Source organism: Massilia phyllostachyos, assembly GCF_021044825.1.
Lineage (GTDB): Bacteria > Pseudomonadota > Gammaproteobacteria > Burkholderiales > Burkholderiaceae_D > Telluria > Telluria phyllostachyos.
Map to the genome: position 1 here is coordinate 1,316,930 of NZ_JAJNOC010000001.1, position 26,971 is coordinate 1,343,900.

The following is a 26,971-nucleotide window of genomic DNA, read 5'->3' on the forward strand; positions in this document are numbered from 1 at the left end:
GGCGGCTGCCCCTTAGATTGGCTGGTCACGACCACTCGGGGGCAGGACCATGATCAAGCGCTACTACATCACGCTCGGCGCCGATACCACCGCCGGCGGCAAGGTGGTGTCGAGTAGCCATTTCGACACCATCGACGGCGTCGGCATCGCGCTCGAAGGCGATAGGGTGGCGTGCCCGAACTGCCGTTCGGAAGGCGTGATCGCCCTCGACGGCCCGCGCCTGAGCGAGCGCTGCGACGGCCGCGAAGTCGCCCTCGGCGACGACCTGTGCCTGTGCAAATGCAGTCCGCCGCCGCGCCTCGTGGCCAGCCAGAGCATCGCCTGCCAGCATGTGAGCGCCGACATGCAATCGTGGGAACCGCGCGCCCCCGAGCTGCGAGAACCTGTTCCGGCCACACCGGCGCCGGACGCTGCGCACTAGCCTCGCTCAGCCCCAAGACGCAACTGCTGCGCGCCACGCACCGGCAACACGCGCGCCGCAGCCGCATGCGTCTCCAGGCGGAACACCGCCAGCGCCTGCGCCACGCTGTCCGCCTGTTCGGCCAGGGTCGCCGCGGCGGCTGCCGCTTCCTCGACGAGCGCCGCGTTCTGTTGGGTGATGCCGTCGAGGTTGCCGACCGCCTGATTCACCTGCCGCACGCCGCCGGCCTGCTCGTGGGTGGCGGCCGCGATCCCTTCCATCACCCGCTTGACGCTTTCGACCGCGTCCATGACTTCGCCCATGGTCTGGCCGGCCATCGCGGTGAGGCGGCTGCCGCTGTCCACGGTGGCGATCGAGACGTCGATCAGCTGCTTGACCTCCTTGGCCGCGCCGGCGGTGCGCTGCGCCAGGTTGCGCACTTCTCCCGCGACGACCGCGAAGCCGCGTCCCTGCTCGCCGGCGCGCGCGGCTTCCACCGCCGCGTTCAGGGCCAGGATGTTGGTCTGGAAGGCGATGCCGTCGATCAGGCCGATGATGTCGAGCACTTTGTGCGAGGATGTACTGATGGCCTCCATGGTGCTGACCACTTCGCTGACAGTCGCGCCGCCGCGGGTGGCCATGCCGGCCGCGCGCAGCGCCAGATCGTTGGCGGTCTTCACGTTGTCGCTATTCTGGGCCACGTTCTGGGTCAGCTGCTCAACGCTGGCCGCGGTCTCTTCGAGGTTGGACGCCTGCGCCTCGGTGCGGGTGGACAAGTCCAGATTGCCATTGGCGATTTCGCTGGTGGCATGGCGGATCTCGTCGAAGTTGGCGCGCACGTCGCCGATCACGCTGAACAGGTTCACCGATGTCTGACGCAGGGCTCCGGCCAGCTGGCCCATCTCGTTGTCGGCGCCGTGCTCGATACGGCCGGTCAGGTCGCCACCGGCCAGGCGGCGCGTGAAGTCGGTGGCGTGCGCAAGCGGCGCCAGCACGTTGCGGCGCAGGCTCAGCCAGAGGTTGGCGACGATGACGAGCGAGAGGCCCATCGCCAGCGCGCTCCAGGGCGACATCTGCAGTTGCCAGGCTTGCACCAGGTTCGCGATCAGCGTCAGGGATACCAGGCCCATGCCGGCATTGATTTGCGTACGCAGGGACAGGCGCTTGATGCGTGCGATGTACCCGTGCAGGCCGCCTTCCAGTACGCGGCCGCGCTGCAGCACCAGCTTGCGCGGGTTGCCGGCCTTGAATTCGGCATACAGGGCGGTGGCTTCGGCCACCTGTTCGCGCGAAGGCTTGGTGCGCACCGACATGAAGCCGACCGCCCGGCCGTTCTCGATCACCGGCGTCACGTTTGCCATCACCCAGTAGTAGTCGCCATTCTTGCAGCGGTTCTTGACCATGCCACTCCACGGCATGCCGTCGCGGATCGTGGCCCACAGGTCGGCGAAGGCTTCGACCGGCATGTCCGGGTGGCGCACCAGGTTCTGCGGGGCGCCAATCAATTCGTCTTCAGTAAAGCCGCTGACCTGCACGAAATAGGGATTGGCGTACTGGATGTTACCCTGCAAGTCGGTCGTCGACACGATCGTCTTTCCTTCCGCTAGAACGACTTCTTTGTTCGTGACAGGCGTATTGAGTCGCATGGCTCTCTCCTTATGTGAATGCCTCTGGGTAAAGAAAAATTGTCTAACGTAAATACTATCGAGTGTAGAGCAAATGCTGAATCGGTAAAAGTGAAACTTCGCGACTGTGATTAAACGCAACAACAGCAATATGAGGAAATGGGCTGATGACACAAATTGCGTGGGTGGTGATGGGAGTCAGCGGCTGCGGCAAGAGCGCGGTTGGGACGCGGCTGGCGCAGACGGTCGGCGCACGCTTCATCGAAGGCGACCGCTTTCATCCCGTTGCGAACCTGAAGAAGATGTCGGCCGGAATAGCCCTGGACGATCATGACCGCCTCGGCTGGCTGGAGGCGCTGCGCGCGGAGATCGAGCGGACATGGCAGGCGGGCGAGGTGGTCGTGCTGGCGTGCTCCGCGCTAAAGCGCTACTACCGCGACATCCTGCGCGCCGCCAGCGGCGACGTGCGCTTCGTGCATCTGCACGGAGAGCGCGCCCTGATCGCGCAGCGCATGGGGGCGCGCACCGGCCACTTCATGCCGGTCGCGCTGCTGGACAGCCAACTGCGGGACCTGGAGCCGCTGCAGCCGGATGAAGCGGGCGTGACGCTCGACGTCAAGGACGCGCTGGAACGGCTGGTGGAGCAGGCCCTGCTATCCCTACCGGAACGCGGTCTCGACTGACCCCCCCCGGGTGGGGCTGTTGCCCGGCGCTTACGCCGGATATCTTCGTGCACATCAAGCCATGCCTGCACTGCCGGTGCAGCATGGCGTCACGACGATTTCCAGGAGTGGACTACCATGATAACGAACACCATGTGCGCCGCCGCGCTGCTGGCGCTGGTCCTGCCGGCGGCCGCGGCACCGCACGGCAACTACATCGAGCGCGGACGCTACCTCGTCAAGGTCGGCGGCTGCAACGACTGCCACACGCCCGGCTACGGCATGAGCGCCGGCCAGGTGCCGGAAAAGGAATGGCTGACCGGCGATGCGCTCGGCTGGCGCGGCCCCTGGGGCACGACCTACCCGAGCAACCTGCGCCTGTCGATGAACGCGCTCAAGGAAGACGACTGGATCCGGATGGCGCAGACCATGAAGACGCGTCCGCCGATGCCCTGGTTCACGCTGCATGCCATGGACAAGGACGACCTGCGCGCGATCTACCGCTACGTGCGCCACCTCGGCAAGGCCGGCAAGCCGGCGCCGGCCTGGGTCCCGCCGGGGCAGACGCCGGCCGGCCCTTATATCCAGTTCCCGGCGCCGCCGAAGTAAGACGCCCGCATCACGGCAGCTGCACGGCGACCGGCGCCGCACCGGCATCCTGCATCGGCGCCGCTTCCTGCACCGCGGGCTGCTCGGCGAACTCCGCATACACCCAGTCCTCGCCCGCGCGCACCACGCCCTCGGGAACCAGCGGCGCGCGTTCCGGCGCCTTCGCCAGCGCCACCCGCATGTAGTCGATCCAGGCCGGCATCGCCACCGTCGCGCCGTATTCGTGCTCGCCCAGCGGGCGCGCGTCGTCGTAGCCCATCCAGGCCACCGCAACCACCTTGCCGCCCCCGCCGTAACCGGCGAACCAGCCGTCGACGGCGTTGCTGGTGGTGCCGGTCTTGCCCGCGATGTCGCCGCGCTTGAGCTGGCGCACCGTTTCCGCGCCGGTGCCGTAGCGGGTCACGTCGCGCAGCATGCTGTCGGTGATGAAGGCGTTGCGCGCGTCCAGCACGCGGGCGCCCTCGGCCGGCGCCGGCGGGCGCTTGTGCTCGAACAGCGGCTTGCCGTCGCGGTCCTGGATCGCGGTGATGAGGTAGGGCTCGATGCGGTAGCCGCCGTTGGCCACCACCGCATACGCGCCCGCCAGCTGCAGCGGCGTCACCGCGCCGGTACCCAGCGCCAGGCTCAGTGTCTTCGGTTGGCGCGCCGGGTCGAAGCCGAAGCGCGCCAGGTGCTCGCGGGTGTAGTCCATCTCGATGGTGCGCAGCAGGCGCACCGCCGGCACGTTCTTCGAATGCGCCAGCGCATAGCGCACCGTGATCGGACCTTCGAAGCCGCCGTGGTCGTTGCGCGGCGACCAGTTGGCGTAGGCCGGCTCGCCGGAGAAATCGATCGGCTCGTCGAGGATCTGCGTGCCGGGGAAGAAGCCGCGCTCCAGCGCCGCCGAATAGACAAACGGCTTGATGGCGGAACCCGGCTGGCGCCAGGCCTGGGTCACGTGGTTGAACTTCTGCAGGCCGTAGTCGAAGCCGCCGACCATGGCGCGGTAGGCGCCGGTCTGGGCGTCCAGCGCGACGAAGGCGCCCGCCACCTGCGGCACCTGGCTGATGGCCCAGGTCTTACCCGTGGCGCTGATGCGCACCACGGCGCCCGGCGCCAGGCGCAGGGCGGCCCTGGCGTTGCCCGACAAGCCTGGCGCGGCCAGGGCCAGGCCGGCGCCGGTGATGTCGACCGTGTCGCCGTCGCGCAGCGCGACCTTCACCTTTTTCGGCGAAGCCGCCAGCACCACGGCCGGCGTGAAGCCGTCCACCGCGGGACGCTTCTGCAGGGCCTCGCCAATCGCTTCCTCGCGTGCCTTCTCGTCCTTCGGCAAGGCGATGCGCGCTTCCGGGCCTCGGTAGCCGTGGCGGCGGTCGTAGGCGATGGCGCTCTTGCGCACGCCCTCCCAGGCGGCGCGCTGTTCCGGCGCGAGGATGCTGGTGGTGACGCTGTAGCCGCGCTCGTAGGCGGCCTGGCCGAAGCGGGCGTGGGCCGCCTGGCGCGCGATTTCGGCGACGTATTCCGCGCCCGGCATCGGGCCGCCGCCGTCGCGCCGCACGGTGAGGGTCTCGGCCAGGGCGCGGCGGTACTGCGTCTCGCTGATGTGCTTCAGTTCGAACATGCGGCGCAGGACGATGCGCTGGCGCGCCTGGGCGCGTTCGGGATTGGCGACCGGGTTGTGGCGCGACGGATTCTGCGGCAGGCCGGCCAGCATCGCCATCTCGGCCAGCGAGAGCTGATCGAGCCCTTTGCCGAAATAGGTGCGCGCGGCGCTGGCGAAGCCGTAGGCGCGCTGGCCCAGGTAGATCTGGTTCATGTAGACCTCGAGGATCTGGTCTTTCGATAAAGACTCCTCGATCTTGTAGGCCAGCGCGACTTCGGTCAGCTTGCGCGGCAGGGTCTTGTCGCGGGTGAGGAAGAAGTTGCGCGCCACCTGCATCGTGATGGTCGAGCCGCCCTGGCGGAAGCTGCCCGAGAGATTCGCCTTGGCCGCGCCCAGCGCGCGGATCCAGTCGATGCCGCCGTGGTCGTAGAAGCGCGCGTCCTCGATCGACAGCACGGCCGCCTTCATCAGCGGCGGGATCTTCCCGATCGGCACGAATTCGCGGCGCTCGGCGCCGAATTCGCCGATCAGGACCTTGTCGGCCGAGTACACCCGCAGCGGGATCTTCGGCTGGTAGTCGGTGACGGCCCTGATGTCGGGGACTTCGTCGAGGATGCCGGCGCCGGCGGGGAGGGCGGTCGGGGCCAGCAGGGCGGCGAGCAGGAGGGGGCGAATGGACGGCATGGACATGGCAAGGGTGGCGGGAGCTTCGATGCGCCGCATCTTACCGCCTGCGTCCTGCCAACGCAGCAGCATCCGGCAAGGTGGCGCCGGATGCCTTGCCCGGGCGCGCAAAACGCTACCCGGGCCTGTCAATCATTCAAAAGTTGTAGGGTGGGCGGTCCTCCGCCCACGCGTTCAACTCACGGATGCATCGAGACGACGCTTGTGCTAGTTGAACGCGTGAGCAAAGGATTGCCCACCCTACAGAACCCCGACGGCGCTTGACTTGACGGTATTAGCTACCGGGTCCTGCCAATCACTCAGAACGTTTCCCACTCGCTTTCCTCTGCGGCAGCCTTCGCCGGCGCCGACTTGCGCACGGCCGGCTTGCCTGCCGGCGTGCGCGCAGCCTTGGCCGGCAGCGCCAGCGCGCGCGGAGCGGCGGGAGCGGCGCTGCCGCCGCTACCGTTGCGGGCGTCGAGCCTGAACACGTTCACCAGGCCGGCCAGGCGCGCGGCCTGGTCCTGCAGCGAGCCGGCGGCGGCGGCCGATTCCTCGACCAGGGCGGCGTTCTGCTGGGTCGCCTCGTCCATCAGGCCGATCGCCTGGTTGACCTGGTCGATGCCGTGGATCTGCTCCTGGCTGGCCGAGGAGATCTCGGCCATGATGTCGGTCACGCGCGCGATCGCGCCGACCACCTGGTCCATGGTCTCCCCGGTCCGGTCGACCAGTTTCGTGCCCGCCTCGACCTTCTCGACCGAGTCGCCGATCAGCTCCTTGATTTCCTTGGCCGCGGCGGCCGAGCGCTGCGCCAGGGTGCGTACTTCCGAGGCCACGACCGCGAAGCCGCGGCCCTGTTCGCCGGCGCGCGCCGCCTCGACTGCCGCATTCAGCGCCAGGATGTTGGTCTGGAAGGCGATGCCGTCGATGACGCCGATGATGTCGACGATCTTGCGCGACGAATCGTTGATCGAGCCCATGGTGGCGATCACCTGGCCGACCACGGCGCCGGCCTGGGTCGCCACGCTGGAAGCGTTGATCGCCAGCTGGTTGGCCTGGCGCGCATTGTCGGCGTTCTGGCGCACGGTGCCGGTCAGCTCTTCCATCGAGGCGGCGGTTTCCTCGATCGAGGCGGCCTGCTGTTCGGTGCGGCTGGACAGGTCCATGCTGCCGGCGGCGATCTCGCCGGAGGCGGTGCCGATGGTGTCGGTGCCGCTCCTGACTTCGCCGACGATCTTCGCCAGGCTGTCGTTCATGTGGGCCAGGGCGCGCAGCAGGGCGCCGGTCTCGTCGCGGCGATCCGAATCGATGCGCACGGTGAGGTCGCCGGCGGCGACGGTCTCGGCGGCCTGCACGGCGGCGCGGATCGGGCGCGTGATGCCGCGCGTGAGCATCCACGAGAACAGCGCGCCCAGCACCACCATCAGGGCGGTCAGACCGGCGATCATCGCTGCGCCGCGCTCGGCGTTGGCGTCGATGCCGGCGGCGGTGGCGGCGATCGTCTCGCGCTGCAGGGCCAGCAGTTCGTGGATCGATTCCTGGTAGGCCCTGGCGATCGGCGTGAATTGCTGGTCGAGGATCTGGTCGGCCAGCGCCTGGTCGCCCGCTTCCTTGGCCTTGACGGCGCTGTCGCGCGCCGCGCCGTAGGCCTTGCGCTGCTCGGTGATGCGGCCGAACAGGGCGGTTTCCTTGTCACCCGCGATCAGCGGCTCGAGCTGCTTCACCAGGTCGCTTGATGCCTTGGCGGTGGCCGCCGCGTCGTCCTTGAAGTAGGCGGTCAGCGACGGATCGCTGCTCTTGACGATGGCGGCGGTGCGGCGCACGGCGCCGAAGATCTGGGTGTACCACTCGCTGATCACGCGCTCCTTGGCCAGCGGCGTGGCCAGGGTGACGCGGGTGGCGGTGGCGACCTGGTCGAGGCGCCACATGCCGGTGCCGGCGATCAGGACGGCCATGAACAGGGTCAGGGCGAAGCCGGCGGCAAGGCGCACGCCGATGGTGAGGTTGTTGAAAGTGCGCATGGGCGTGCCTGCTTGACGAAAACCGAAAGTCAGGATTATTGCTCAGCCGAAATGTAAACGCACTCGGAATATGCATGCCGAGTGCGTTGTATAGACGATTTGCAACAGTTGCCTAGTGTTCCGCTTCCTGGTCCGTTTGTTCTGCCTTTTCCGGCTCGGTCGCACGCAGGCGCCGGCTGCGCGCATGGCCGTCCGGGTGGGTCGAGGCGTACGTCATCGCCTGGCGGAACATCGCCGGCATCGCTTCTTCCGTCGCCTCTTCGACATCGTCGAACAGATCGGCCAGGGGCAGGGTGGAGATGCCGCGCCGCTTGAGGGTCGCCGCCGCGTAGTCGTCGGCGGCCAGCTCCATCTCGCGCGAATATTTCATGTTCCCCAGCAGGGCCGGCATGCCGGCGGCCACCGCGCTGAAGTCGCCGAACAGCGTGGCCGACAGCGCCGCGGTGAGCGAGGCGCGCGTCATGCTGCGCACGCTGTGGCGCATCTCGATGTGGCCGATCTCGTGCGCCAGCACCCCGGCCAGCATGGCGGCGGCGTGGGCGTCGAAGACGCTCTGCTTCTCGATCGCGACCCCCACCAACTGGTCGGTGAGGACGATGGTCCCGTCGGGGAAGGCCAGCGCGTTCGGCCCCAGCAGCGGGGTGTCGGCCAGCCGCAGGCGCAGCGGGATGCGCGAGCCGGGCGGCTGGACCCGCTGGAACAGGGCCTGCAGGTCGGCCTGCCGGTCTTCGCTCAGGCGCGAGGGCTTGATGAAGCCCTGCCGCTCGAGCAGGGCGAGGGCGTTGCTGCCGATCGCGTGGTCGGCCGACGGCGGCACGTGGCGCGACAGGCGCTCGGCCGCGGCCGGCAAGCCCCAGAACCAGGTGGCCGCGATCAGGGCCAGCAGCAGCGCCAGCGCGGCCAGGCTGGCCGCCATATTGTCCTGCCAGCGCACCACCCAGGACTTGCGGTAGCCGAGGACGTCCATCAGCATGGGGTGCATGGCGGGGTCGGGCACTTCCACGTGGCTGCCGTCCTTGAAATACAGGACCGCCGGGCTGTGCGCGAACGGTTCGGCCAGGCGGGCGCCGGCCAGCGAATAGCTGCGCGCGGCTTCGCCGTGCAGGTGGATGGCGCCGTTGCCGGTGCTGAGCTGGACGACGTGCAGGCGGGCGCTGTGGCCGTCGAAGTAGTGTGCTGCGCTCATGGTGTCCTTACCAGGAAAGGTCGATGCCGAAGCCGTCGGCGGCGCCGTCGCCGGCCGCGCCGCCGCGCTTGGCGACGTGGTTGGCGAAGGCTTCGATGTCGCCGTCGACCTCGATCTGCACGTGCGCCAGGCGGAAGCGGTACACGTCCACCACCGCGAACGGGCGGTACAGGCCCAGGGTCACGAGGGTCAGCAGCACGTTCTTCGTCTGCAGCCGCATGAAGGCGCCCACCGGCAGGGTGGAGCGGATGCGCACGCCGGGGAAGGTGGTGTTCGACCAGGCCAGGTTCGAGATCCGCACCACCATGTAGGGGCCGGCCAGCAGGTACATGAAGTAGCTCACCAGGACGGCGGAGACGATCGGCCCCAGTAGCCCGCCGTTCCGGCCGTCGGCGAGGTAGGTGGTGACGCCGACGATGAGCGCCATGGCGATCACGGCGCACAGGCTGGCCACGAACACCACCAGGTAGGGCTTGTAGAAGCTGCGCGCCTTGACCGCATAGCCCGAATGCTGGTCGCCGAACAGCAGGTGGGCGTGCTGGAAGCGGCGCAGGCGCGCATGCATCAGCGGCCAGAACACATAGAAGGGCAGCACCAGGCCCGCCAGCTCCGGACTGCCGGGATACGTCGCCAGCAGCGCGCCCGGCAGCACGAAGACCAGGGCCGGCGGCAGCCAGGCCAGGTAGGCCTGGGCGATCGCGCCGTCGAAGCCCAGCCACAGGCCGCGGTAGCGCGTGTTCCCGAGGCGGAAGCGCAGGGCGCCGCGCATCAGGTAGGGGAAGGCGGCCAGCAGGCCGATGATCACCGCCACGCCGAAGGCGGTCGAGAAGCCGAAGGCGTAGTGGTAGGCGGCCAGCAGCACCACCGAGAGCAGGCGCCCGACCAGCACCGCGCGCGGGTTGCCGTGGAAGTCAAAGGTGGCGCCGGCAAGATGCGTGTTGCGGTCGAAGTACTGCAGCCGGCGCACCTTGGCCCAGGCCGAGTAGACGCCGAGCGTGGCCAGCGACAGCAGCAGGTTGACCACCCAGATGCGGAAGTATTCGCGGCCGTCGCCGCTGAACGAGGGCGAGAGGATGCGCGGACCCGGGGCGGGCGGGGCGGCGATGGCGCCGGCGGGCTGGTCGATGAGGGTTTGCATGGCGAAGTATAGGGTCGGCCCCCTCCCGGCGGTCAATTTGTGGGGCATAGAGTGAAGCGGCGCGGCGCTCTGCTATTGGAGAGATGCCGTGTTTTCCTGCATGTTTTCCTGAATTAACAGCGCTTTTGTCGGGGATTCGCCGGGGCCGCCGGGAGTATTTGCGCGGTTTAAGGTATAATTTCTATTTCCCGCGCGTGCCATTCGGCACCTTCAGTACAAATGACCAAATTCGTATTCGTCACTGGCGGCGTCGTGTCCTCCCTCGGCAAGGGGATCGCGGCCGCTTCCCTCGCAGCGATCCTCGAATCGCGCGGCCTCAAAGTCACCATGCTCAAGCTCGACCCGTACATCAACGTGGACCCGGGCACCATGAGCCCGACCCAGCACGGCGAAGTGTTCGTGACCGACGACGGCGCCGAGACCGACCTCGACCTCGGCCACTACGAGCGCTTCATCAGCACCCGCATGAAGAAGGTGAACAACTTCACCACCGGCCAGATCTACGAATCCGTCATTCGTAAGGAACGCCGCGGCGAGTACCTCGGCAAGACCGTGCAGGTGATCCCGCACATCACCAACGAGATCCAGGACTACATCCGCCGCGGCGCCGAAGGCGTCGACGTGGCGCTGGTCGAGATCGGCGGCACCGTCGGCGACATCGAGTCGCTGCCCTTCCTGGAAGCCGCGCGCCAGCTGTCGCTGCGTTCGGGCCGCAAGGGCGCCGCGTTTGTCCACCTGACCCTGGTCCCGTACATTTCGTCGGCCGGCGAACTGAAGACCAAGCCGACCCAGCACAGCGTGCAGAAGCTGCGCGAGATCGGCATCTCGCCGAACGCGTTGCTGTGCCGCGCCGACCGCCGCATTCCGGACGACGAGCGCGCCAAGATCTCGCTGTTCGCCAACGTGGAGGAGCAGGCCGTGATCTCGGTGTGGGACGTGGACACCATCTACAAGGTGCCGCAGGTCCTGTGCGACCAGGGCCTGGACGACATCATCCTGGAAGCCCTGGGCCTGGAAGCACCGAAGGCCGACCTGTCGATGTGGACCAGGCTGATCCACACCCTGGAAAACCCGAAGCACGAAGTCACCATCGGCATGGTCGGCAAGTACGTCGACCTGATCGAATCGTACAAGTCCCTGACCGAGGCGCTGCGCCACGCCGGCATCCATACCGAGAGCCGCGTCAACATCGAATACCTCGACTCGGAAGAGATCGAAAAGGAAGGGTGCCAGCATTTAGCCAAGTACGACGCGATTCTCGTGCCGGGCGGCTTCGGCAAGCGCGGCGTGGAAGGCAAGATCCAGGCTGCCCGCTATGCCCGCGAAAACAAGATTCCCTACCTGGGCATCTGCCTCGGCATGCAGGTCGCGCTGATCGAATACGCGCGCAACAAGGCCGGCCTGCCGAACGCGAACTCGACCGAGTTCGATGCGGAAACCGACCAGCCGGTGGTCGCCCTCATCACCGAGTGGCAGAACCATGACGGCAAGGTCGAGAAGCGCGACGTGAACTCGGACCTCGGCGGCACCATGCGCCTGGGCGCCCAGACCTGCGCGGTGAACCCGGGCACGCTGGCCGCCGAGATCTACGGCAACCTGGTGACCGAACGCCACCGCCACCGCTACGAAGGCAACAACTACTACCTGCCAAAGATCGAAGCGGCCGGCCTGGTGGTCTCGGCACGTACCCCGAACGAAGACCTGCTGGAGATCATGGAACTGCCGCGCGACGGCGCGGACGCGCACCCGTTCTACATCGGCGTGCAGTTCCACCCGGAGTTCAAGTCGACCCCGCGCAACGGCCACCCGCTGTTCACCGCCTTCATCAAGGCCGCCTTGACCCACCAATCCGCCAACACCAACGTGGCCGCCAACAATGGCGCCGCCCTGCAAGGAGACGCAGCATGAAGCTCGCTGGTTTCGACGTCGGCCTCGACCACCCCATCTTCCTGATCGCCGGCACCTGCGTGATCGAATCGCGCCAGATGGCGATGGACACCGCCGGCGCCCTGAAAGAGATGACCAGCGCGCTGGGCATCCCCTTCATCTATAAATCGTCGTTCGACAAGGCCAACCGCTCGTCCGGTAAATCGTTCCGCGGCCCGGGCCGCGAAAAAGGCCTGGAGATTCTGGCCGACGTGCGCCGCGAGATCGGCGTGCCGGTCCTGACCGACGTGCACGACGAAGAGATGATCCCGGAAGTGGCGAGCGTGGTCGACGTGCTGCAGACCCCGGCCTTCCTGTGCCGCCAGACCGACTTCATCAACGCCTGCGCGCGTTCGGGCAAGCCGGTCAACATCAAGAAGGGCCAGTTCCTGGCGCCGGGCGACATGAAGAACGTGATCGACAAGGCGCGCGCCGCTGCGCGCGAAGCCGGCCTGCCGGAAGACAACTTCATGGCCTGCGAGCGCGGCGCCTCCTTCGGCTACAACAACCTGGTGTCGGACATGCGCGGTCTCGCCATCATGCGCGAATCGAACTGCCCGGTGGTGTTCGACGCGACCCACTCGGTGCAGCTGCCGGGCGGCCAAGGCACCTCGTCCGGCGGCCAGCGCGAGCACGTGCCGGTGCTGTCGCGCGCCGCGGTCGCCGCCGGCATCGCGGGCCTGTTCATGGAAACCCACCCGGACCCGGCCAAGGCCCTGTCGGACGGCCCGAACGCGGTGCCGCTCGGCCGCATGAAGGAACTGCTGACGACCCTGGTCGAGATCGACCGCATCGTCAAGAAGACCGGTTTCATCGAAGCGGACTTCAAGTAAGCGTTTCCCGCCGCATGCGCCCCGCGGCTCGGGCGCATGCGCGTACCCCATACAAGACGTACCCACTATTTACTCTTCTGGAGACTGTAGAACATGAGTGCTATCGTTGATATTATCGGCCGCGAAATCATTGACTCGCGCGGCAATCCGACCGTCGAATGCGACGTGCTGCTGGAGTCGGGCGTGATGGGCCGCGCCGCGGTGCCGTCGGGCGCCTCGACCGGTTCGCGCGAAGCGATCGAACTGCGCGACGGCGACCCGGCGCGTTACTTCGGCAAGGGCGTGCTGCAGGCCTGCGAGAATATCAACACCGAGATCTCCGAAGCGATCATGGGCCTGGACGCCAACGAACAGGCTTTCCTGGACCGCACCCTGATCGATCTCGACGGCACCGAAAACAAGAGCCGCCTGGGCGCCAACGCCATGCTGGCCGTGTCGATGGCGGTCGCCAAGGCGGCGGCCGAAGAAGCCGGCCTGCCGCTGTACCGCTACTTCGGCGGCTCCGGCGCGATGCAGATGCCGGTCCCGATGATGAACGTCATCAACGGCGGCGCGCACGCGGACAACAACCTGGACATCCAGGAATTCATGATCATCCCGGTCGGCGCGCCGAGCTTCAAGGAAGCGATCCGCTGGGGCGCCGAAGTGTTCCACTCGCTGAAGAAGATCCTGCACGACAAGGGCCTGGCCACCTCGGTGGGCGACGAAGGCGGCTTCGCGCCGAACGTGGGCAGCCATGAGGAAGCGATCCAGCTGATCATGCAGGCGATCGAGAAGGCCGGCTACGTCGCCGGCCCGCAGATCGCGATCGGCCTCGATTGCGCCGCCAGCGAATTCCACAAGGACGGCAAGTACGTGCTGGAGGGCGAAGGCCTGTCGCTGAGCGCCGCCGACTTCACCAACATGCTCGCCACCTGGGTCGACAAGTACCCGATCATCTCGATCGAGGACGCGATGGCCGAAGGCGACTGGGAAGGCTGGGCCACCCTGACCGCCGCGCTGGGCAAGAAGGTGCAGCTGGTGGGCGACGACCTGTTCGTCACCAACACCAAGATCCTGAAAGAGGGCATCCAGAAGGGCATCGCCAACTCGATCCTCATCAAGATCAACCAGATCGGCACCCTGACCGAGACCTTCGCCGCCATCGAGATGGCCAAGCGCGCCGGGTACACCGCCGTGATCTCGCACCGTTCGGGCGAGACCGAGGACTCGACCATCGCCGACATCGCCGTGGGCCTGAACGCCCTGCAGATCAAGACCGGCTCGATGTCGCGTTCGGACCGCATGGCCAAGTACAACCAGCTGCTGCGCATCGAGGAAGACCTGGGCGACGTCGCCAGCTACCCGGGCCGCGACGCCTTCTACAACCTGAAGTAATCGTCAGGAAGCCGGCCGGCCCGCGATGTGGGCCGGCCTTTCCGTATCCGCCATGCGACTCATCACCATCGCGCTTGCCGCCCTGCTGCTCCTGATCCAGTACCCGCTGTGGCTGGGCAAGGGCAGCTGGCTGCTGGTCGCCGACATGCGCGACCAGGTCGAGCAGACCCGCCTCAAGACCGAGCAGCTCAAGGCGCGCAACGCCATGCTCGAATCGGAAGTGCGCGACCTGCGCGACGGCCTGGGCGCGGTCGAGGAGCGCGCGCGCTTCGACCTCGGCATGATCAAGCAGAACGAGATCTTCGTGCAGGTGCTGCGCAAGGACGAGCAGCCGGCGGTCTCGATGACCGTGCCGCCGCCCCCGCCGGCGCCGAAGGACAAGAACAAACCGTCTCACTGAACACCATGAACCAGCCCATCGATCCCGCCACCCTCGATTCGCTCGATGCGATCGCCGACTGCCTGGCCGACGCTTTCGAAGACGGCGACGGCGGCCTGATCTCGACCGCAATGAAAACGGTGGCGCAGGCGCCTGGCCTGGGCGAGCTGGCGGCTGCCGTTGGCATGCCAAGTGGGGAACTGCAGGCGGCCTTGATGGCCGATGAGTTCAACCTGGATCTCACGCTCGAGATCATGAAGGTCGTCGACCTGCATATGTCGGGCGGACGAAGTTAAATAAAAAAACGCGCCGCACGGCGCGTTTTTTCTTTGGCGGCTACGTCGATCAATCCGACGACGCATCGCCCTGCGACGCGCCCGCGCCCTGCTCGAGGAAGGAGCGCAGCATCCACGCGTTCTTCTCGTGCACTTCCATGCGGGTGGTCAGCATGTCGGCGGTCGGGTAGTCTTCCAGGTCGTCGGCGATCTTGACGCCCGCGCGCAGGGTGCGGATCAGGGTCTCGTTGCCGTCCACCAGCTGGCGCAGCATGTCCTTCGACGACAGCACTTCCGGCTCTTCCTTGATGCTCGACAGCTCGGCATAGCGCTTGTAGGTGGCCGGGGCGAAGTGGCCCAGGGCGCGGATGCGTTCGGCGATCTCGTCCAGCGCGTTCCACTGTTCGGTGTACTGCTCTTCGAACAGCACGTGCAGGCTCGAGAACAGCGGACCGGTCACGTTCCAGTGGAAGTTGTGGGTCTTCAGGTACAGCATGTAGGCGTCGGCCAGGACGGTCGAGAGGGATTCGACGATCTTCGCGCGGTCTTCGGTGCTAATTCCGGTATTGATGTGCATCGCATTTCTCCTGTGGTGAGTACTGCAGTGTTTGTATAATTCGACAACACTGTCAAAGATGCATCAGCTTAGCACTCCTGAAAAAAACGCGTGTTCCGGCTGCCCCGGTTCATCTGCGGGTCGTGATGATGTACGCATTTTTGCCTCGCCGAAGTCTATAGAATCGATGGATCGAACACCCTGATTGGAGATGCATGAAACCCTTGTCGATCATGGCCGTCCTCCTGACGATGACCGGTCCCGCATTCGCGCAGGACGCCACCTCCCAGGAGGTTCCGGCCGAACAGGTCCAGGTCAGCAGCATCAAGGATCCGGAACTGCAGCCTTACCGGCACATGGTGCGCGGCCTCGACGCCTGGGACGACAAGCATGCGCGCCTGGCGCCGGGCGCCAGCCTGCGCTTCGAGCTCTGGACCAGGGATGGAAAAATGGCGGGCGGCGAAGGGCTGCAACTACGCCTGGCGGGCAACGAGGTCGATATCGCGCTGCCGCTCGACGCGGACGGCACCTTCGTGCTGCCGCGCAGCCAGGAAGCGCTGGCTGACAAGGCGGACCTGATCCTGAACCGCAAGAAGGACCAGTTCCGCTGGCGTCCGCGCGTGCGCACCCCCGGCGTGCCGGCCAACGCGCGGCGGCTGGGCGACCTGCGCATGGAGTGCGAGGTCGGGGCGGCGGTGCGCAAGGAAGAGATTTCATTGATGCTGCGTGCCGGCGCTGTGGCCGCGGGCGGGATCTGCAACCTGCCGATGACGGCCTACCTGTTCCGCGCGCCGCAGCGCCTGTTGTCGGCGACGGTGGTCTCCGGCGACCGCAAGTCCGGCCTGCCGCTGCGTGACAACGGCAACGGCTTCCAGGCGCCGCTGCGCGACAAGAACTGGGACAACGATGCGCTGATCGTCTACGAGTTCGCCGACGCCGCCGCCGCTACCGCGAAACCGTGATGCGGGCGGCGCTCATCCTGCTGCTGGCCGGCCTGCATGGACAGGCCGCCGCCGGCGTCACCGTCACGGTGCGCCTGGCCGCGCCGGACGCAATCGAGGCCAGCTACGAATTGCCGGCCGCCTGCAGCCGCCTGTCCTTCCTGAAGAACGGCCCGTCCGCCGCCCGCATCCGTGCGCGCTGGCAGGCGCAGGACGGCTGCGGCGCCGCCGGCGGCGGTGCCCTCGCGCGCGGTCCCAAGGCCTGCGCCGCGCTGCGCTTCACGGTGCCGGCCACCAGCGACAAGGTGGCCGGCTATCCCGGTTCCTTCCCGGTGGGGCAGGCGCTGTACGCCCACATGTCGAACTACGCGGTCGGCCCGGAATGCGGGAAGGTGGCGTATCGCTACGCCGGCCCGGCGACGATCCGCACGGCCGGCCGCTCGTTTGACATGAGCGCGCCTGCCGATGCCGACGCGCCCGCGCTGCTGTTCGCAACACGCCAGACGGGCGACATCGACTACTTCGACCCGGCGCTGAGCGAGGCCGCGGTCGCCCAGATCCGCAGCGTGGCCGCGGGCACCACACGCTACCTTAGAAAGGCAATGCCGCAAGCGGATTACCACCGCCCCATCATCGCCGCCGGACTGGCCGAGGAGCCGGGCGGGCCGAACATCGGCGGCAGCGCCGGCGACATCCTGCTGCTCTCGCTGTTCAACTGGCCGGCCGACCCCGCGCCGCAGTACCAGCGCCAGATGAACAAGCTGGTAGCGCACGAAGTGAGCCACTGCTTCCAGCTGCGCGACGCGGTCGACGGTTACCCGGACGCGCGCCTGATCCACGAGGGCGGCGCCGAGTTCCTGCGCTGGACCGCCTCCTTGCGCCAGGGCTGGCTGACGCCCGCGCAGGCGGCCGCGGAGCTGGACGACGCCCTGGCCGACTGCATGCTCGGCGCCAGCCGGCCGGAATACAGCTGCGGCTTGGCGGCCTATGTGTATGCGCTGGCCGCGCGCCAGGGAGCGGGCACGCCGCATGCGCGGCTGGATCGTTTCTACGAGCAGCTGCGCGCGGGAGCGCGGCCCGAGTTCGCGCGGGCGATCGAATGCGGCGAGGTGTCCTGCACCCCGCGCATGCTGCCGGCGGTGCTGGGCGGCGCGGCGCGCTGGGGCGAGGCGTTGCGGGAGACCGGCCTGGCCACGCCGCAGCCGCCGCGCCAGGCGCACGTCGACGCCATGATGCTGCAGGCGCTCACCCGGCTGCAGCAGGACGATTGCGCGGGCGGGCGCAGCATCACGCCGACCCCGGACCGGGTCCTGCTCGATGCGATGTCGAAGTGCCGCACGCTGCGCCAGGATGCGGCCGTGGTGCGGGTGGAAGGATTGCCGGTGTTCGGCGGTGCGGAGGCGCTGCCGGCCGTCGTGGCGGCCTGCACCGCGCGGCAGGAGGTAAAGCTGGGATTGGAGGATGGCACGACGCTGGCAATGCCGTGCAAGACGCCGTATCAGCCGATGAAGCAGGTAAATGCCGCCGACATTCGCAAGGTGATGACGGCTCTGGGGTTGTAGGGTGGGCGGGCCCCCGCCCACGCGTCCAACCAGCCAGCGAGCATTCGCGCCCCGTGTGTGCACACGGGAGTTGAATCAGTTAATGCTGCCACTCGCCGGCATCATGGTCTCCACCGGCGTATCGCTCGCGAACAGCTGCGCGCAATCGATCTTGTCGAAGGCGTAGTGCTTGCCGCAGAAGTCGCAGTTGATCCCCAGTTCGCCCAGGTCCGCCAGCGCCGATTCGACTTCCGGCTGGCCCAGCATCTTGAGCATGTTGCCCACCTTTTCGCGCGTGCAGCTGCAGTGGAATTCCGGGTGCTGCGGGTCGAACACGCGGATGGTCTCTTCCCAGAACAGGCGCTTGAGCAGGGTCTCGATGCCGGTCGAGAGGAGTTCCTCGCGCTTGAGGGTCTGGCCCAGCATCACGGCGCGGTTCCAGGTTTCCAGGTCTTCGGCTTCCGAAGCCTGCTTCTGCTGGTCGTCCTTGCCGCTATGGCGCGGCAGCTTCTGCAGCAGCAGGCCGCGCGACACGTTGTCGTCGGCCGCCAGCCACAGGCGCGTGTCCATCTGCTCGGAGCGCAGCATGTAGTTCTCGATGACGGTCGCCATGTCGTCGCCGGTCAGGGGCACCACGCCCTGGTAGGGCTGCTGGCCCGGGACCTTGTCGGCCGGGTCGAGGGTGATCACGAAGCGGCCCTTGCCGTTCACGTTGAACATGTCGGTGAGCGACGCGACCTCCGGGATCTCGGCGTCCGGCGCGAGCTTGGCGGTGGCGCGGATGCGCAGCTGGGCGTCACATTCGACCACCAGCAGGCGCACCGGGCCGTCGCCGAAGATCTGCATGACGATCGACCCGTTGAACTTCAGGTTGGCCGACAGCAGGGCGCTGGCCGCGACCATCTCGCCCAGGGCGGCGCGCACCGCTTTCGGGTAGGCGTGGCGGGCCTGGATCTCGCGCCAGGTGTCGGAAATCTCGATCAGCTCGCCGCGCACGGCGGCGTTGTCGAAGATGAATTTTTGCAGGGTATCGCGTGTCGTAGTCGTCATTCTTTTATCCGATTTGCTTGAGCTGCGCCTTGAACAGCTGGCCGCGCGCCACGTAGCTCGCGGCGCTGGCCTGCAGGCGCAGCAGGTCTTCTTCCGTCAGGGTGCGCACAACCTTGGCCGGCGAACCCAGGATCAAGGAATTGTCCGGGAACTCCTTGCCTTCGGTAACCAGGGCGCCGGCGCCGACCAGGCAGCCCTTGCCGATCCGGGCGCCGTTCAGGATCACGGCCTGGATGCCGATCAGCGAGCCGTCGCCGACCGTGCAGCCATGCAGCATGGCCTGGTGGCCGACCGTCACGTTCTTGCCAAGGGTGAGGGGAAAGCCCATGTCGGTGTGCATCACCGTGCCTTCCTGCACATTGCTGTTCTCGCCGATGGTGATGCGTTCGTTGTCGCCCCGCAGCGTCGCGCCGTACCAGACCGATGCGTTGGCCTCGAGCGTGACCTTGCCGATCAGGGTTGCCGAGTCGGCCACGAAGCTCGACTCTTCGATCTCGGGCGCATGCTCGCCCAGCTGGTAAATCGCCATGGATGTGCTCGCGGAAGGTTGAAATGCCGCTATTGTAAACCTTGCGTCCGCGCTCGTCCGGTCGCCAGCAAATGGGGCCATCTCGTGCCAAATCAAGTTCCTCGCCGTATAATGCGAACGATCGTTCTTTTTCTCCCGAGATGCCATGCACGCTTCCCGTTCCGAATTCCTGACCATCCGTGGCCTGCGCTGCCACGTGCGCCACTGGGGCCGCGCAGGCGCGCCCAAGATCTTCATGCAGCACGGCTGGATGGACGTGGCGGCCTCGTTCCAGTTCGTGGTCGACGCCCTTGCCGGCGACTGGCACGTGATCGCCTTCGATTGGCGCGGCTTCGGCCTGAGCGACCGTACCCCCGGTGACACCTACTGGTTCCCGGATTACCTGGCCGACCTCGAAGCCGTGCTCGACCATTACGCACCGGGCGAGCCCGTGAACCTGCTGGGGCACAGCATGGGCGGCAATATCGTCAGCCTGTATGCGGGCATCCGCCCGGCCCGGATCGCCAGGCTGATCAACCTGGAGGGCTTCGGCCTGCCGGCCACGCGGCCCTCGCAGGCGCCGGGGCGCTACGCCAAATGGCTGGACGAACTGCGCGCCAAGCCGGAGATGCGCGGCTATGCGTCGCTGGAAGAGGTGGCGGCGCGGCTGCAGAAGACCAATCCGCGCTTGTCGGGCGAGCGCGCGGCTTTCCTGGCGGCGCACTGGTCTGCCAGGGAAGCCGACGGGCAGTGGCGCATCCTCGGCGACCCGGCGCACAAGATGACCGGGCCGCTGCTATACCACGCCGACGAGGTGCTGGCTTGCTGGACGCAGATCACGGCGCCGGTGCTGTGGGTCGAGGCGGAAGAGACGGAAATGTGGCGCTGGATGGGGCCGAAGGAGCAGGCGCGCGCCGAGATCGACCGGCGGCGCGAGCATCTGGCCAGGGTGACGGCGCGCATGATGCCGGGGGCGGGGCATATGTTGCATCATGATCAGCCGGAGGTGTTGGCGGGGATGATCGAGGCATTTCTAATTGGGGCTGAGGTTCCGGGCTGATCAAGCAAAATTGGGTTCCGGCCTTCGCCGGAACGACGGCACTACCTTTGGCTGCGAGCGCAAGCATCGGCGACGCAATGGGAAGCGGAACAGACCATTGACGCGTACAATGGCATGTTCCATTGCTTTCGAATCAGCCTGCCATGAAAGTCGATCTCCACTGCCATTCCAGCGTCTCCGACGGCGTGCTCGCGCCCGCCGCAGTGGCGGCTTATGCCCGTAAGAGCGGCGTCGATATGTGGGCGCTCACTGACCATGATGAGGTCGGCGGCATCAAGGCGGCACGACAGGCGGCCGGCGAATTGGGCATGCGTTTCGTGGCCGGCGTCGAGATTTCGGTGACATGGGCGAATGAGACCGTGCACATCGTCGGCCTGCAGGTCGACGAAGACAACCGCGACCTGATCGCCGGCCTGGCCGCGACCCGCAACGGACGCCAGGCGCGCGCGATGGAAATCTCGGCCCAGCTGGAAAGCGCGGGCATTGCTGGCGCCTACGAGGGCGCGCTGCGCTACGTCGGCAACCCGGACCTGATCTCGCGCACCCACTTCGCGCGTTACCTGGTCGAGATCGGCGTCTGCGCGACGCCGGCCGAGGTGTTTCGCAAATTTCTCACCGAAGGCAAGCCGGGCTATGTGCCGCACCGCTGGGCCACGCTTGGGCAGGCGCTCGGCTGGATCAAGGGCGCCGGCGGCATTCCGGTGATCGCGCATCCGGGGCGCTATCCCTTCAGCGATACGGCGGAAGGGGCGCTGTTCGACGAATTCATCCAGCTCGGCGGCAAGGCGATCGAGGTGGTGACGGGGAGCCACACGCCGGACCAGTACGGCGAATATGCGGAGAAGGCGCGGCGTTACGGGTTCCTGGCGTCGCGCGGGACGGATTTCCATGCGCCGGGGGAATCGCGGGTCGAGTTTGCTGAGTTGCCGCCGCTGCCGGGTAAGCTGACGCCGATCTGGCACGATTGGTCCTGAGGGCGAAGGGGCGCCGACCCTCCCTGAGGTCGAACTTAAGTGGGCAGTCCTGCCCTTGAGTTTCGCCCATCTCATCCCTATCTTGGCACCCTGACATCGTTTTTCAGCTGCCAGGAGGCCTGTCCATGAAACGTATCGTGTTGTTCCTTGCCACCAACCTCGCCGTGGTGCTGGTGGTGTCGCTCGTGCTTAACCTGCTCGGCGTGGGCCGCGCCGTCACGGGAGAGGGAATCGACGTCGGCGCGCTGGCCGTGTTCTCGCTGGTGGTCGGCTTCACCGGTTCCTTCATCTCGCTCCTGATGAGCAAACCGATGGCCAAGTGGTCGACCGGCGCGCGCGTCATCGAGCAACCGACCAACAGCACCGAACGCTGGCTGGTCGACACCGTGCGCCGCCTGTCGGAGCGCGCGGGCATCGGCATGCCGGAAGTGGCCGTCTACGATGGCGAACCGAACGCGTTCGCCACCGGCGCCTTCAAGAATTCGGCCCTGGTGGCGGTGTCCACGGGCTTGCTGGCCAATATGAACCAGGACGAGGTCGAGGCCGTGATCGGCCACGAGGTCGCCCACATCGCCAACGGCGACATGGTCACGCTCACCCTGATCCAGGGCGTGGTCAACACCTTCGTCGTGTTCCTGGCGCGCGTGGTCGGCTTCTTCGTCGACAAGATTTTGTTCCGCAGCGAAGACCGCGGCCCCGGCATCGGCTACATGATCACCGTGTTCGTGTGCGAGATCGTGTTCGGCATCCTGGCCTCGATCATCGTCGCCTGGTTCTCGCGCCAACGCGAATTCCGTGCCGACGCCGGCTCCGCCAAGCTGCTGGGCTCGTCCGTGCCGATGCAGCACGCGCTGGCCCGCCTGGGCGGCCTGGCGCCGGGTGCGCTGCCCTCGTCGATGGCGGCCTCCGGCATTTCCGGCAGCGGCGGCGGCTGGGGCGCGCTGTTTTCCACTCACCCGCCGATGGAGCAGCGCATCGCCGCGCTGCAGGCATTGCGCTGAGCACCATTTAGAAAAAGAAAGGTAGCCGATGGCCCAGCATTTCCAGATCCATCCCGAGAATCCGCAGCCGCGCCTGCTCAAGCAGGCCGCCCAGATCATCGGCAGCGGCGGCATCGTCGCCGCGCCAACCGATTCGGCCTATGCGCTGGTCTGCCGCCTCGATGACAAGGCCGCGGTCGAGAAGCTGCGCCGCATCCGCGGCGTGGACGACAAGCATCACCTGACCCTCCTGGTGCGCGACCTGTCCGAGATCGCCCACTTCGCGCGCGTCGACAATGCCCAGTACCGCCTGCTGAAAGCCGCCATGCCCGGCCCCTACACGGTGATCCTGGAAGCGACGCGCGAAGTGCCGCGCCGCCTGTCGCATCCGTCGCGCAAGACCATCGGCGTGCGGGTGCCGGAAAACGCCATCCTGCTCGGCCTGATCGAGGAGCTGGGCGAGCCGCTGATCGGCACCACCCTGCAACTGCCGGGCGACGACCACATGCTGTCCGATCCGGACGAGGTGATCGAGCGCCTCGGCAAGCAGATCGAGCTGGTGATCGACGGCGGCGCCGGCACGCTGGAGCCGACCACGGTGGTCGACCTGACCGGACCGGCACCGGAATTGCTGCGCGAGGGCAGGGGCGATCCGGCCGCCTTCGGGCTGTAAGCTGTCCTTAAGCTTGCCTGAAGGCACGGACAGCCACCCGACAGCCTCTGATAGAATCCGGTTATGGATGAAACGATACGCAACATCGCTGTCTACGCGCTGCCCGTTCTTTTTGCGATTACCCTGCACGAAGCCGCCCACGCCTACGTCGCCCGCTATTTCGGCGACAACACCGCCTATGCCGCGGGGCGCATGACGCTCAACCCGCTGGTGCACATCGACCTGTTCGGCACCATCATCATCCCGGTGGTGCTGTACCTGACCACCGGTTTCGTGTTCGGCTATGCCAAGCCGGTGCCGATCGAGTTCAGCCGGCTGCGTAACCCGAAGCGCAATATGGCCTGGGTGGCGCTCGCCGGCCCGGGAGCCAATCTCATCATGGCGCTAGGATGGATGAGCATCTGGATCCTGCTGAGCGCGATGCACGTGCAAGAGGCATTCCCGCACAAGGTGGCGCAGGCCGGCATCTTCGTTAACCTGGTGATCTTTGCCTTCAACTTGCTGCCGATCCCGCCGCTCGATGGCGGCCGTGTGGTCACCAGCCTGCTGCCGAACCGCCTCGCCTACAAATACGCGCGGATCGAGCCCTACGGGTTCTTCATCGTCCTGGGGCTGATCTTCCTGAAAGTGCTCTCGTTCTGGCTGGTGCCGGTCATGGCCTTCGGGGAAATCGTCGTGCACCTGCTGACGTCGCCCTTGAGGCTGCTGTTGTGAAGGACATGATGAACCTGCCCGTGTCGCCGTGGGTCCAGCGCTTCGCGCCGCTGGCGCCGCGCGGCGAAGCGCTCGACCTGGCTTGTGGCAGCGGCCGCCATGCGCGGTTCCTGGCCGCAGGCGGCATGAAGGTTGTCGCGCTGGACCGCAAGGCCGAGCTGCTGGCGCCGCTGGCCGAGGCTGGCATCGCTACCCTGCAGCACGACCTCGAGGCAGAGGGCGCGGTCTGGCCCTTCGACGCGGGGCGGTTTTCCCTGATCGTGGTTACCAATTACCTGCACCGCCCGCTGTTCGCCGACCTGGCGCGCAGCCTGGCGCCGGACGGCGTACTGGTCTACGAAACCTTCGCCCAGGGCAACCAGGTCTACGGCAAGCCTTCGAATCCGGACTTCCTGCTGGCGCCCGGCGAACTGCTGGGCCTGGCCCGGGACGGCGGGCTGCAGGTGCTGGCCTACGAGGACGGCCACGTCGACCATCCGCACCCGGCCCAGGTGCAGCGTCTGTGCGCGGCGGGCCCGGCCTTCGTCAAAACCGAGGCGAAGCTCGACCATAATGTGGCCGGAAATGAGCCATAGTGGCGGGTGATCCGCTACAATCAGCGTTTTATGGTTTTTCTAAACTTACTGGCAGCGTCACGCATATGATTAAGGGCAGCATCGTAGCAATCGTCACCCCGATGTTCGAGGACGGCAGTCTTGACCGCGATTCCCTGCGCAAGCTGATCGACTGGCACATCGCGGAAGGCACCGACGGCATCGTCATCGTCGGCACCACCGGCGAATCGGCCACCGTGTCTCCGGAAGAGCACGGCGAACTGATCAAGCTTGCGGTGGAGCACGCCGCCGGCCGCATTCCGGTGATCGCCGGCGCGGGCGCCAATTCGACCGTGGAAGCCATCGCGTTGACCCGCCACGCCAAGGAAGTCGGCGCCGACGCCACCCTGCAGGTGGTGCCGTACTACAACCGTCCGACCCAGGAAGGCATGTACCGCCACTTCCGCGCCATCGCCGAGGCGGTGGACCTGCCGGTGATCCTGTACAACGTGCCGGGCCGTACCGTGGCCGACATGGCCAACGAGACCGTGGTGCGCCTGTCCGAAGTCGACAACATCGTCGGCATCAAGGACGCCACCGGCAACGTCGGCCGCGGCATCGAACTGCTGCGCAGCGTCGACAAATCCTTCGCTGTCTACTCGGGCGACGATCCGACCGCGATGGCGCTGATGTTCTGCGGCGCCGCCGGCAATATCTCCGTCACCGCCAACGTGGCCCCGCGCGCGATGCACGAGCTGTGCGCGGCCGCCATGGCCGGCGACGTGGCGCGCGCGGTGGACATCAACAACCGCGTGCTCGACCTGCACGCCAAGCTGTTCGTCGAGCCGAACCCGGTGCCGGTGAAGTGGGCGCTGGCCGAGATGGGCAAGATGCCGGCCGGCCTGCGTCTGCCGCTGGCGCCGCTGGGTTCGTCCTTCCACGCTACCCTGCGCGGCGCACTGGCCCAGGCGGGCCTTCTCTCTGCCTGAACCCGCGAGGGTTCCGGTCCTTAGTACCTGATATCGAACGACATGACTAAACGCACTAACACGACTCCTGCCGCCGCGCGCGTGCTGACGCTCACTGCGATCGCGCTGAGCGTCTCGGCCTGCACCACCATCTTCGAATCGGACAAGGTCGACTACCGCGGCGCCAAACGCGCCGCCAACCTCGAAGTCCCGCCGGACCTGACCGCGCTGCAGCGCGACAACCGCTACGCCGTCCCGGACGGCAAGGGCGTGGCCACCGCGTCCGGCATGCAGCAGCAACAGCAGGGCGGCCAGGTCAGCGGCCCGGTGGGTGGTGGCGGCGTCGGCCCGGTCGGACCGATCTCGACCGACGCCGTGAGCGTCCAGCGCAACGGCGACCAGCGCTGGCTGGTGGTCAAGCAGACCCCGGAACAGCTGTGGCCACAAGTGCGCCAGTTCTGGGAAAACCAGGGCTTCGCCATCGAGACCGAATCGCTCACGACCGGCACCATGGAAACCAACTGGGTCGAGAACCGCTCGAAGATCCCGCAGGACTTCATCCGCAACGCGATCGGCAAGGTGTTCGACCGCGCCTACTCGACCGGCGAGCGCGACAAGTTCCGCACCCGCCTGGAGCGCCTGCCGGACGGCTCGACCGAGATCTGGGTCAGCCACCGCGGCGCCGAAGAGGTGCTGCAGGGTTCGCAGAAGGAAACCACGATCTGGACCGTGCGCCCGAACGACCCGGGTCTGGAATCGCAATTCCTGAGCCGCATGGTGGCCCAGCTCACCGGCCAGAAGGAAACCAGGCAGGCCGAGACCATGGTCGCCAACGCGCCGGTGGCGGCGCCGCAGGCCAGGCTCGACGGCGGCGTGATCCAGCTGGACGAAGGCTTCGACCGCGCCTGGCGCCGCGTCGGCCTGGCGCTCGACCGCGTCGGCTTCACCGTGGAAGACCGCGACCGCGTGCAGGGCGTGTACTTCGTGCGCTACGTCGACCCGGACGCCGCGAACAAGGAAGGCTTCTTCAAGCGCCTGTTCACCTTCGGCTCGGACGAGAAGGCCAAGGAAGCGCAGCGTTATCGCGTGCTGGTCAAGGCGGAGCAGGGGGCGTCGGCTAGCCAGGTGACGGTGCAGACCAATGATGGGAAGTCGGAGACGGGTGAGACGGGGGCGAAGATTCTGCGTCTGTTGACGGATGAGTTGAAGTAATCGCTGTTTTACGTTCTCGTGAAAAACCGGCCTTTGAGGCCGGTTTTTTTATGTGTGCGTGGTTTGCATGGGAACTTGGGTTCCGGCGAAGGCCGGGATCCAATTTTGCATCCGCAGCCACTAGCCTAAAGAGCACCGACGAAAAAAAACCGGCCCGAAGGCCGGTCTTCCGAATCAAGCTCGCGCTGATTACTTGGCAGCAGCGTCAGCAGCTTGCGAAGCAGCGGTCGAAGCGGCAGCAGCAGCGTCGGCAGCGGTCGAAGCAGCAGCCGAAGCGGCAGCAGCAGCGTCAGCCGGAGCGGTGGTAGCAGCAGCGTCGGTAGCCATCGGGGTGGTGGCAGCAGCGTCGGTGGTGGTAGCAGCAGGTGCTTCGACAGCAGCCGGAGCGACCGGAGCAGCTTCTTCTTTCTTGCTGCAAGCAGCCAGAGCAACAGCCATCAGGGAAACGATCAGCAGGGATTTTTTCATGATTTTCCTTAATATCTTAAAAGTAAGTACTGCTTGTTTGAATAATAATTACCGGTAATTATTGCTCAGAGGAACTCTCGTTCTTTCGTAAGAGGCAATACTGCCGCTTAAGCAACG

General features: G+C 66.7%; 27 protein-coding genes. 18 read left to right on the forward strand and 9 right to left on the reverse strand.

Annotated elements, in window-relative coordinates; translation table 11 throughout:
• The first annotated feature begins 49 nt into the window (after positions 1 to 49).
• Entirely contained in the window at positions 50 to 421 is a 372-nt protein-coding gene (locus LQ564_RS05730; protein ID WP_231057110.1) for a PAAR domain-containing protein, read from the forward strand.
• On the opposite strand, the gene LQ564_RS05735 is transcribed toward LQ564_RS05730, so the two are convergent.
• Positions 418 to 2,046 (reverse strand): methyl-accepting chemotaxis protein, encoded by a 1,629-nt coding sequence (locus LQ564_RS05735; RefSeq protein WP_231057111.1) that lies wholly within the window; start codon positions 2,044 to 2,046, stop codon positions 418 to 420. The genes LQ564_RS05730 and LQ564_RS05735 overlap by 4 nt on opposite strands.
• A 146-nt stretch (positions 2,047 to 2,192) precedes the next feature.
• On the opposite strand from LQ564_RS05735, the gene LQ564_RS05740 reads away from it, so the two are divergent.
• Both LQ564_RS05740 and LQ564_RS05745 read left to right on the forward strand, forming a co-directional pair.
• Positions 2,193 to 2,708, forward strand: coding sequence for a gluconokinase (locus LQ564_RS05740; protein WP_231057112.1), 516 nt, complete (start codon positions 2,193 to 2,195; stop codon positions 2,706 to 2,708).
• Positions 2,709 to 2,825: 117 nt separating this feature from the next.
• Entirely contained in the window at positions 2,826 to 3,296 is a 471-nt protein-coding gene (locus tag LQ564_RS05745; RefSeq protein WP_231057113.1) for a c-type cytochrome, read from the forward strand.
• A gap of 10 nt (positions 3,297 to 3,306) precedes the next feature.
• On the opposite strand, the gene LQ564_RS05750 is transcribed toward LQ564_RS05745, so the two are convergent.
• The 4 genes from LQ564_RS05750 to LQ564_RS05765 all read right to left on the reverse strand — a co-directional run bounded on the left by LQ564_RS05750 (position 3,307) and on the right by LQ564_RS05765 (position 9,886).
• Positions 3,307 to 5,601 (reverse strand): penicillin-binding protein 1A, encoded by a 2,295-nt coding sequence (locus LQ564_RS05750; protein ID WP_231057114.1) that lies wholly within the window; start codon positions 5,599 to 5,601, stop codon positions 3,307 to 3,309.
• A 260-nt stretch (positions 5,602 to 5,861) separates the two neighbouring features.
• A complete protein-coding gene (locus tag LQ564_RS05755; RefSeq protein WP_231057115.1) occupies positions 5,862 to 7,562 on the reverse strand; it encodes a methyl-accepting chemotaxis protein in 1,701 nt (566 codons plus the stop codon).
• 112 nt (positions 7,563 to 7,674) lie between these two features.
• A complete protein-coding gene (locus tag LQ564_RS05760; RefSeq protein ID WP_231057116.1) occupies positions 7,675 to 8,748 on the reverse strand; it encodes a M48 family metallopeptidase in 1,074 nt (357 codons plus the stop codon).
• A gap of 7 nt (positions 8,749 to 8,755) precedes the next feature.
• Positions 8,756 to 9,886, reverse strand: a complete 1,131-nt coding sequence (locus LQ564_RS05765; protein ID WP_231057117.1) for a YjgN family protein — start codon at positions 9,884 to 9,886, stop codon at positions 8,756 to 8,758.
• A 219-nt stretch (positions 9,887 to 10,105) separates the two neighbouring features.
• On the opposite strand from LQ564_RS05765, the gene pyrG reads away from it, so the two are divergent.
• The 5 genes from pyrG to LQ564_RS05790 all read left to right on the forward strand — a co-directional run bounded on the left by pyrG (position 10,106) and on the right by LQ564_RS05790 (position 14,697).
• Entirely contained in the window at positions 10,106 to 11,794 is a 1,689-nt protein-coding gene (gene pyrG, locus LQ564_RS05770) for a CTP synthase (protein WP_231057118.1), read from the forward strand.
• Positions 11,791 to 12,645: a 3-deoxy-8-phosphooctulonate synthase gene (kdsA, locus tag LQ564_RS05775; RefSeq protein ID WP_231057119.1), complete on the forward strand. Its 855-nt coding sequence runs from the start codon at positions 11,791 to 11,793 to the stop codon at positions 12,643 to 12,645. Before pyrG ends, kdsA begins: the two co-directional genes overlap by 4 nt.
• 93 nt (positions 12,646 to 12,738) lie before the next feature.
• A complete protein-coding gene (gene eno / locus LQ564_RS05780) occupies positions 12,739 to 14,022 on the forward strand; it encodes a phosphopyruvate hydratase (RefSeq protein ID WP_231057120.1) in 1,284 nt (427 codons plus the stop codon).
• 52 nt (positions 14,023 to 14,074) lie between these two features.
• A complete protein-coding gene (gene ftsB, locus LQ564_RS05785; RefSeq protein WP_231057121.1) occupies positions 14,075 to 14,422 on the forward strand; it encodes a cell division protein FtsB in 348 nt (115 codons plus the stop codon).
• Between the two features lie 5 nt (positions 14,423 to 14,427).
• Positions 14,428 to 14,697: a helix-turn-helix domain-containing protein gene (locus LQ564_RS05790; protein WP_231057122.1), complete on the forward strand. Its 270-nt coding sequence runs from the start codon at positions 14,428 to 14,430 to the stop codon at positions 14,695 to 14,697.
• 49 nt (positions 14,698 to 14,746) lie between these two features.
• Here the strand turns inward: LQ564_RS05790 and LQ564_RS05795 are convergent, their stop codons facing one another.
• Positions 14,747 to 15,253: a Dps family protein gene (locus tag LQ564_RS05795; RefSeq protein WP_231057123.1), complete on the reverse strand. Its 507-nt coding sequence runs from the start codon at positions 15,251 to 15,253 to the stop codon at positions 14,747 to 14,749.
• A gap of 194 nt (positions 15,254 to 15,447) precedes the next feature.
• Here LQ564_RS05795 and LQ564_RS05800 point away from each other — a divergent pair, with 194 nt between their 5' ends.
• Positions 15,448 to 16,194, forward strand: a complete 747-nt coding sequence (locus LQ564_RS05800) for a hypothetical protein (RefSeq protein WP_231057124.1) — start codon at positions 15,448 to 15,450, stop codon at positions 16,192 to 16,194.
• Complete coding sequence (locus LQ564_RS05805) at positions 16,194 to 17,735, forward strand: hypothetical protein (RefSeq protein WP_231057125.1); 1,542 nt, start codon at positions 16,194 to 16,196, stop codon at positions 17,733 to 17,735. Before LQ564_RS05800 ends, LQ564_RS05805 begins: the two co-directional genes overlap by 1 nt.
• A gap of 75 nt (positions 17,736 to 17,810) precedes the next feature.
• On the opposite strand, the gene hslO is transcribed toward LQ564_RS05805, so the two are convergent.
• A complete protein-coding gene (gene hslO, locus LQ564_RS05810; protein ID WP_231057126.1) occupies positions 17,811 to 18,764 on the reverse strand; it encodes an Hsp33 family molecular chaperone HslO in 954 nt (317 codons plus the stop codon).
• Between the two features lie 4 nt (positions 18,765 to 18,768).
• Positions 18,769 to 19,293 carry a gamma carbonic anhydrase family protein gene (locus LQ564_RS05815; RefSeq protein WP_231057127.1) on the reverse strand — a complete coding sequence of 175 codons (525 nt, stop codon included), beginning with the start codon at positions 19,291 to 19,293 and terminating at the stop codon, positions 18,769 to 18,771.
• A gap of 145 nt (positions 19,294 to 19,438) precedes the next feature.
• Between LQ564_RS05815 and LQ564_RS05820 the strand changes: the two genes are divergently transcribed.
• The 8 genes from LQ564_RS05820 to bamC all read left to right on the forward strand — a co-directional run bounded on the left by LQ564_RS05820 (position 19,439) and on the right by bamC (position 26,386).
• Complete coding sequence (locus LQ564_RS05820) at positions 19,439 to 20,332, forward strand: alpha/beta fold hydrolase (protein ID WP_231057128.1); 894 nt, start codon at positions 19,439 to 19,441, stop codon at positions 20,330 to 20,332.
• Between the two features lie 143 nt (positions 20,333 to 20,475).
• Complete coding sequence (locus LQ564_RS05825) at positions 20,476 to 21,306, forward strand: 3',5'-nucleoside bisphosphate phosphatase (RefSeq protein WP_231057129.1); 831 nt, start codon at positions 20,476 to 20,478, stop codon at positions 21,304 to 21,306.
• Between the two features lie 125 nt (positions 21,307 to 21,431).
• Positions 21,432 to 22,307, forward strand: a complete 876-nt coding sequence (gene htpX, locus LQ564_RS05830) for a protease HtpX (protein WP_231057130.1) — start codon at positions 21,432 to 21,434, stop codon at positions 22,305 to 22,307.
• 28 nt (positions 22,308 to 22,335) lie between these two features.
• A complete protein-coding gene (locus LQ564_RS05835; RefSeq protein WP_231057131.1) occupies positions 22,336 to 22,959 on the forward strand; it encodes an L-threonylcarbamoyladenylate synthase in 624 nt (207 codons plus the stop codon).
• A gap of 63 nt (positions 22,960 to 23,022) precedes the next feature.
• The gene (locus LQ564_RS05840; protein WP_231057132.1) at positions 23,023 to 23,673 is read left to right on the forward strand and encodes a site-2 protease family protein; all 651 of its coding nucleotides are present in this window, start codon (positions 23,023 to 23,025) and stop codon (positions 23,671 to 23,673) included.
• An 8-nt stretch (positions 23,674 to 23,681) separates the two neighbouring features.
• Positions 23,682 to 24,248 carry a class I SAM-dependent methyltransferase gene (locus LQ564_RS05845; RefSeq protein ID WP_231057374.1) on the forward strand — a complete coding sequence of 189 codons (567 nt, stop codon included), beginning with the start codon at positions 23,682 to 23,684 and terminating at the stop codon, positions 24,246 to 24,248.
• A 65-nt stretch (positions 24,249 to 24,313) separates the two neighbouring features.
• The gene (gene dapA, locus LQ564_RS05850; protein ID WP_231057133.1) at positions 24,314 to 25,195 is read left to right on the forward strand and encodes a 4-hydroxy-tetrahydrodipicolinate synthase; all 882 of its coding nucleotides are present in this window, start codon (positions 24,314 to 24,316) and stop codon (positions 25,193 to 25,195) included.
• A 42-nt stretch (positions 25,196 to 25,237) separates the two neighbouring features.
• Positions 25,238 to 26,386: an NlpB/DapX family lipoprotein gene (bamC, locus tag LQ564_RS05855; RefSeq protein WP_231057134.1), complete on the forward strand. Its 1,149-nt coding sequence runs from the start codon at positions 25,238 to 25,240 to the stop codon at positions 26,384 to 26,386.
• Between the two features lie 189 nt (positions 26,387 to 26,575).
• Here bamC and LQ564_RS05860 read toward each other — a convergent pair whose 3' ends face one another.
• Positions 26,576 to 26,854, reverse strand: a complete 279-nt coding sequence (locus LQ564_RS05860; protein WP_231057135.1) for a hypothetical protein — start codon at positions 26,852 to 26,854, stop codon at positions 26,576 to 26,578.
• Positions 26,855 to 26,971: the final 117 nt, after the last annotated feature.

What these genes read in the sequence shown, in the direction of transcription:
- LQ564_RS05730 (WP_231057110.1), top strand. Translation starts at nt 50, where the DNA reads ATGATCAAGCGCTACTACATCACGCTCGGCGCCGATACCACCGCCGGC.
- LQ564_RS05735 (WP_231057111.1), bottom strand. Translation starts at nt 2,046, where the DNA reads ATGCGACTCAATACGCCTGTCACGAACAAAGAAGTCGTTCTAGCGGAA.
- LQ564_RS05740 (WP_231057112.1), top strand. Translation starts at nt 2,193, where the DNA reads ATGACACAAATTGCGTGGGTGGTGATGGGAGTCAGCGGCTGCGGCAAG.
- LQ564_RS05745 (WP_231057113.1), top strand. Translation starts at nt 2,826, where the DNA reads ATGATAACGAACACCATGTGCGCCGCCGCGCTGCTGGCGCTGGTCCTG.
- LQ564_RS05750 (WP_231057114.1), bottom strand. Translation starts at nt 5,601, where the DNA reads ATGCGGCGCATCGAAGCTCCCGCCACCCTTGCCATGTCCATGCCGTCC.
- LQ564_RS05755 (WP_231057115.1), bottom strand. Translation starts at nt 7,562, where the DNA reads ATGCGCACTTTCAACAACCTCACCATCGGCGTGCGCCTTGCCGCCGGC.
- LQ564_RS05760 (WP_231057116.1), bottom strand. Translation starts at nt 8,748, where the DNA reads ATGAGCGCAGCACACTACTTCGACGGCCACAGCGCCCGCCTGCACGTC.
- LQ564_RS05765 (WP_231057117.1), bottom strand. Translation starts at nt 9,886, where the DNA reads ATGCAAACCCTCATCGACCAGCCCGCCGGCGCCATCGCCGCCCCGCCC.
- pyrG (WP_231057118.1), top strand. Translation starts at nt 10,106, where the DNA reads ATGACCAAATTCGTATTCGTCACTGGCGGCGTCGTGTCCTCCCTCGGC.
- kdsA (WP_231057119.1), top strand. Translation starts at nt 11,791, where the DNA reads ATGAAGCTCGCTGGTTTCGACGTCGGCCTCGACCACCCCATCTTCCTG.
- eno (WP_231057120.1), top strand. Translation starts at nt 12,739, where the DNA reads ATGAGTGCTATCGTTGATATTATCGGCCGCGAAATCATTGACTCGCGC.
- ftsB (WP_231057121.1), top strand. Translation starts at nt 14,075, where the DNA reads ATGCGACTCATCACCATCGCGCTTGCCGCCCTGCTGCTCCTGATCCAG.
- LQ564_RS05790 (WP_231057122.1), top strand. Translation starts at nt 14,428, where the DNA reads ATGAACCAGCCCATCGATCCCGCCACCCTCGATTCGCTCGATGCGATC.
- LQ564_RS05795 (WP_231057123.1), bottom strand. Translation starts at nt 15,253, where the DNA reads ATGCACATCAATACCGGAATTAGCACCGAAGACCGCGCGAAGATCGTC.
- LQ564_RS05800 (WP_231057124.1), top strand. Translation starts at nt 15,448, where the DNA reads ATGAAACCCTTGTCGATCATGGCCGTCCTCCTGACGATGACCGGTCCC.
- LQ564_RS05805 (WP_231057125.1), top strand. Translation starts at nt 16,194, where the DNA reads ATGCGGGCGGCGCTCATCCTGCTGCTGGCCGGCCTGCATGGACAGGCC.
- hslO (WP_231057126.1), bottom strand. Translation starts at nt 18,764, where the DNA reads ATGACGACTACGACACGCGATACCCTGCAAAAATTCATCTTCGACAAC.
- LQ564_RS05815 (WP_231057127.1), bottom strand. Translation starts at nt 19,293, where the DNA reads ATGGCGATTTACCAGCTGGGCGAGCATGCGCCCGAGATCGAAGAGTCG.
- LQ564_RS05820 (WP_231057128.1), top strand. Translation starts at nt 19,439, where the DNA reads ATGCACGCTTCCCGTTCCGAATTCCTGACCATCCGTGGCCTGCGCTGC.
- LQ564_RS05825 (WP_231057129.1), top strand. Translation starts at nt 20,476, where the DNA reads ATGAAAGTCGATCTCCACTGCCATTCCAGCGTCTCCGACGGCGTGCTC.
- htpX (WP_231057130.1), top strand. Translation starts at nt 21,432, where the DNA reads ATGAAACGTATCGTGTTGTTCCTTGCCACCAACCTCGCCGTGGTGCTG.
- LQ564_RS05835 (WP_231057131.1), top strand. Translation starts at nt 22,336, where the DNA reads ATGGCCCAGCATTTCCAGATCCATCCCGAGAATCCGCAGCCGCGCCTG.
- LQ564_RS05840 (WP_231057132.1), top strand. Translation starts at nt 23,023, where the DNA reads ATGGATGAAACGATACGCAACATCGCTGTCTACGCGCTGCCCGTTCTT.
- LQ564_RS05845 (WP_231057374.1), top strand. Translation starts at nt 23,682, where the DNA reads ATGAACCTGCCCGTGTCGCCGTGGGTCCAGCGCTTCGCGCCGCTGGCG.
- dapA (WP_231057133.1), top strand. Translation starts at nt 24,314, where the DNA reads ATGATTAAGGGCAGCATCGTAGCAATCGTCACCCCGATGTTCGAGGAC.
- bamC (WP_231057134.1), top strand. Translation starts at nt 25,238, where the DNA reads ATGACTAAACGCACTAACACGACTCCTGCCGCCGCGCGCGTGCTGACG.
- LQ564_RS05860 (WP_231057135.1), bottom strand. Translation starts at nt 26,854, where the DNA reads ATGAAAAAATCCCTGCTGATCGTTTCCCTGATGGCTGTTGCTCTGGCT.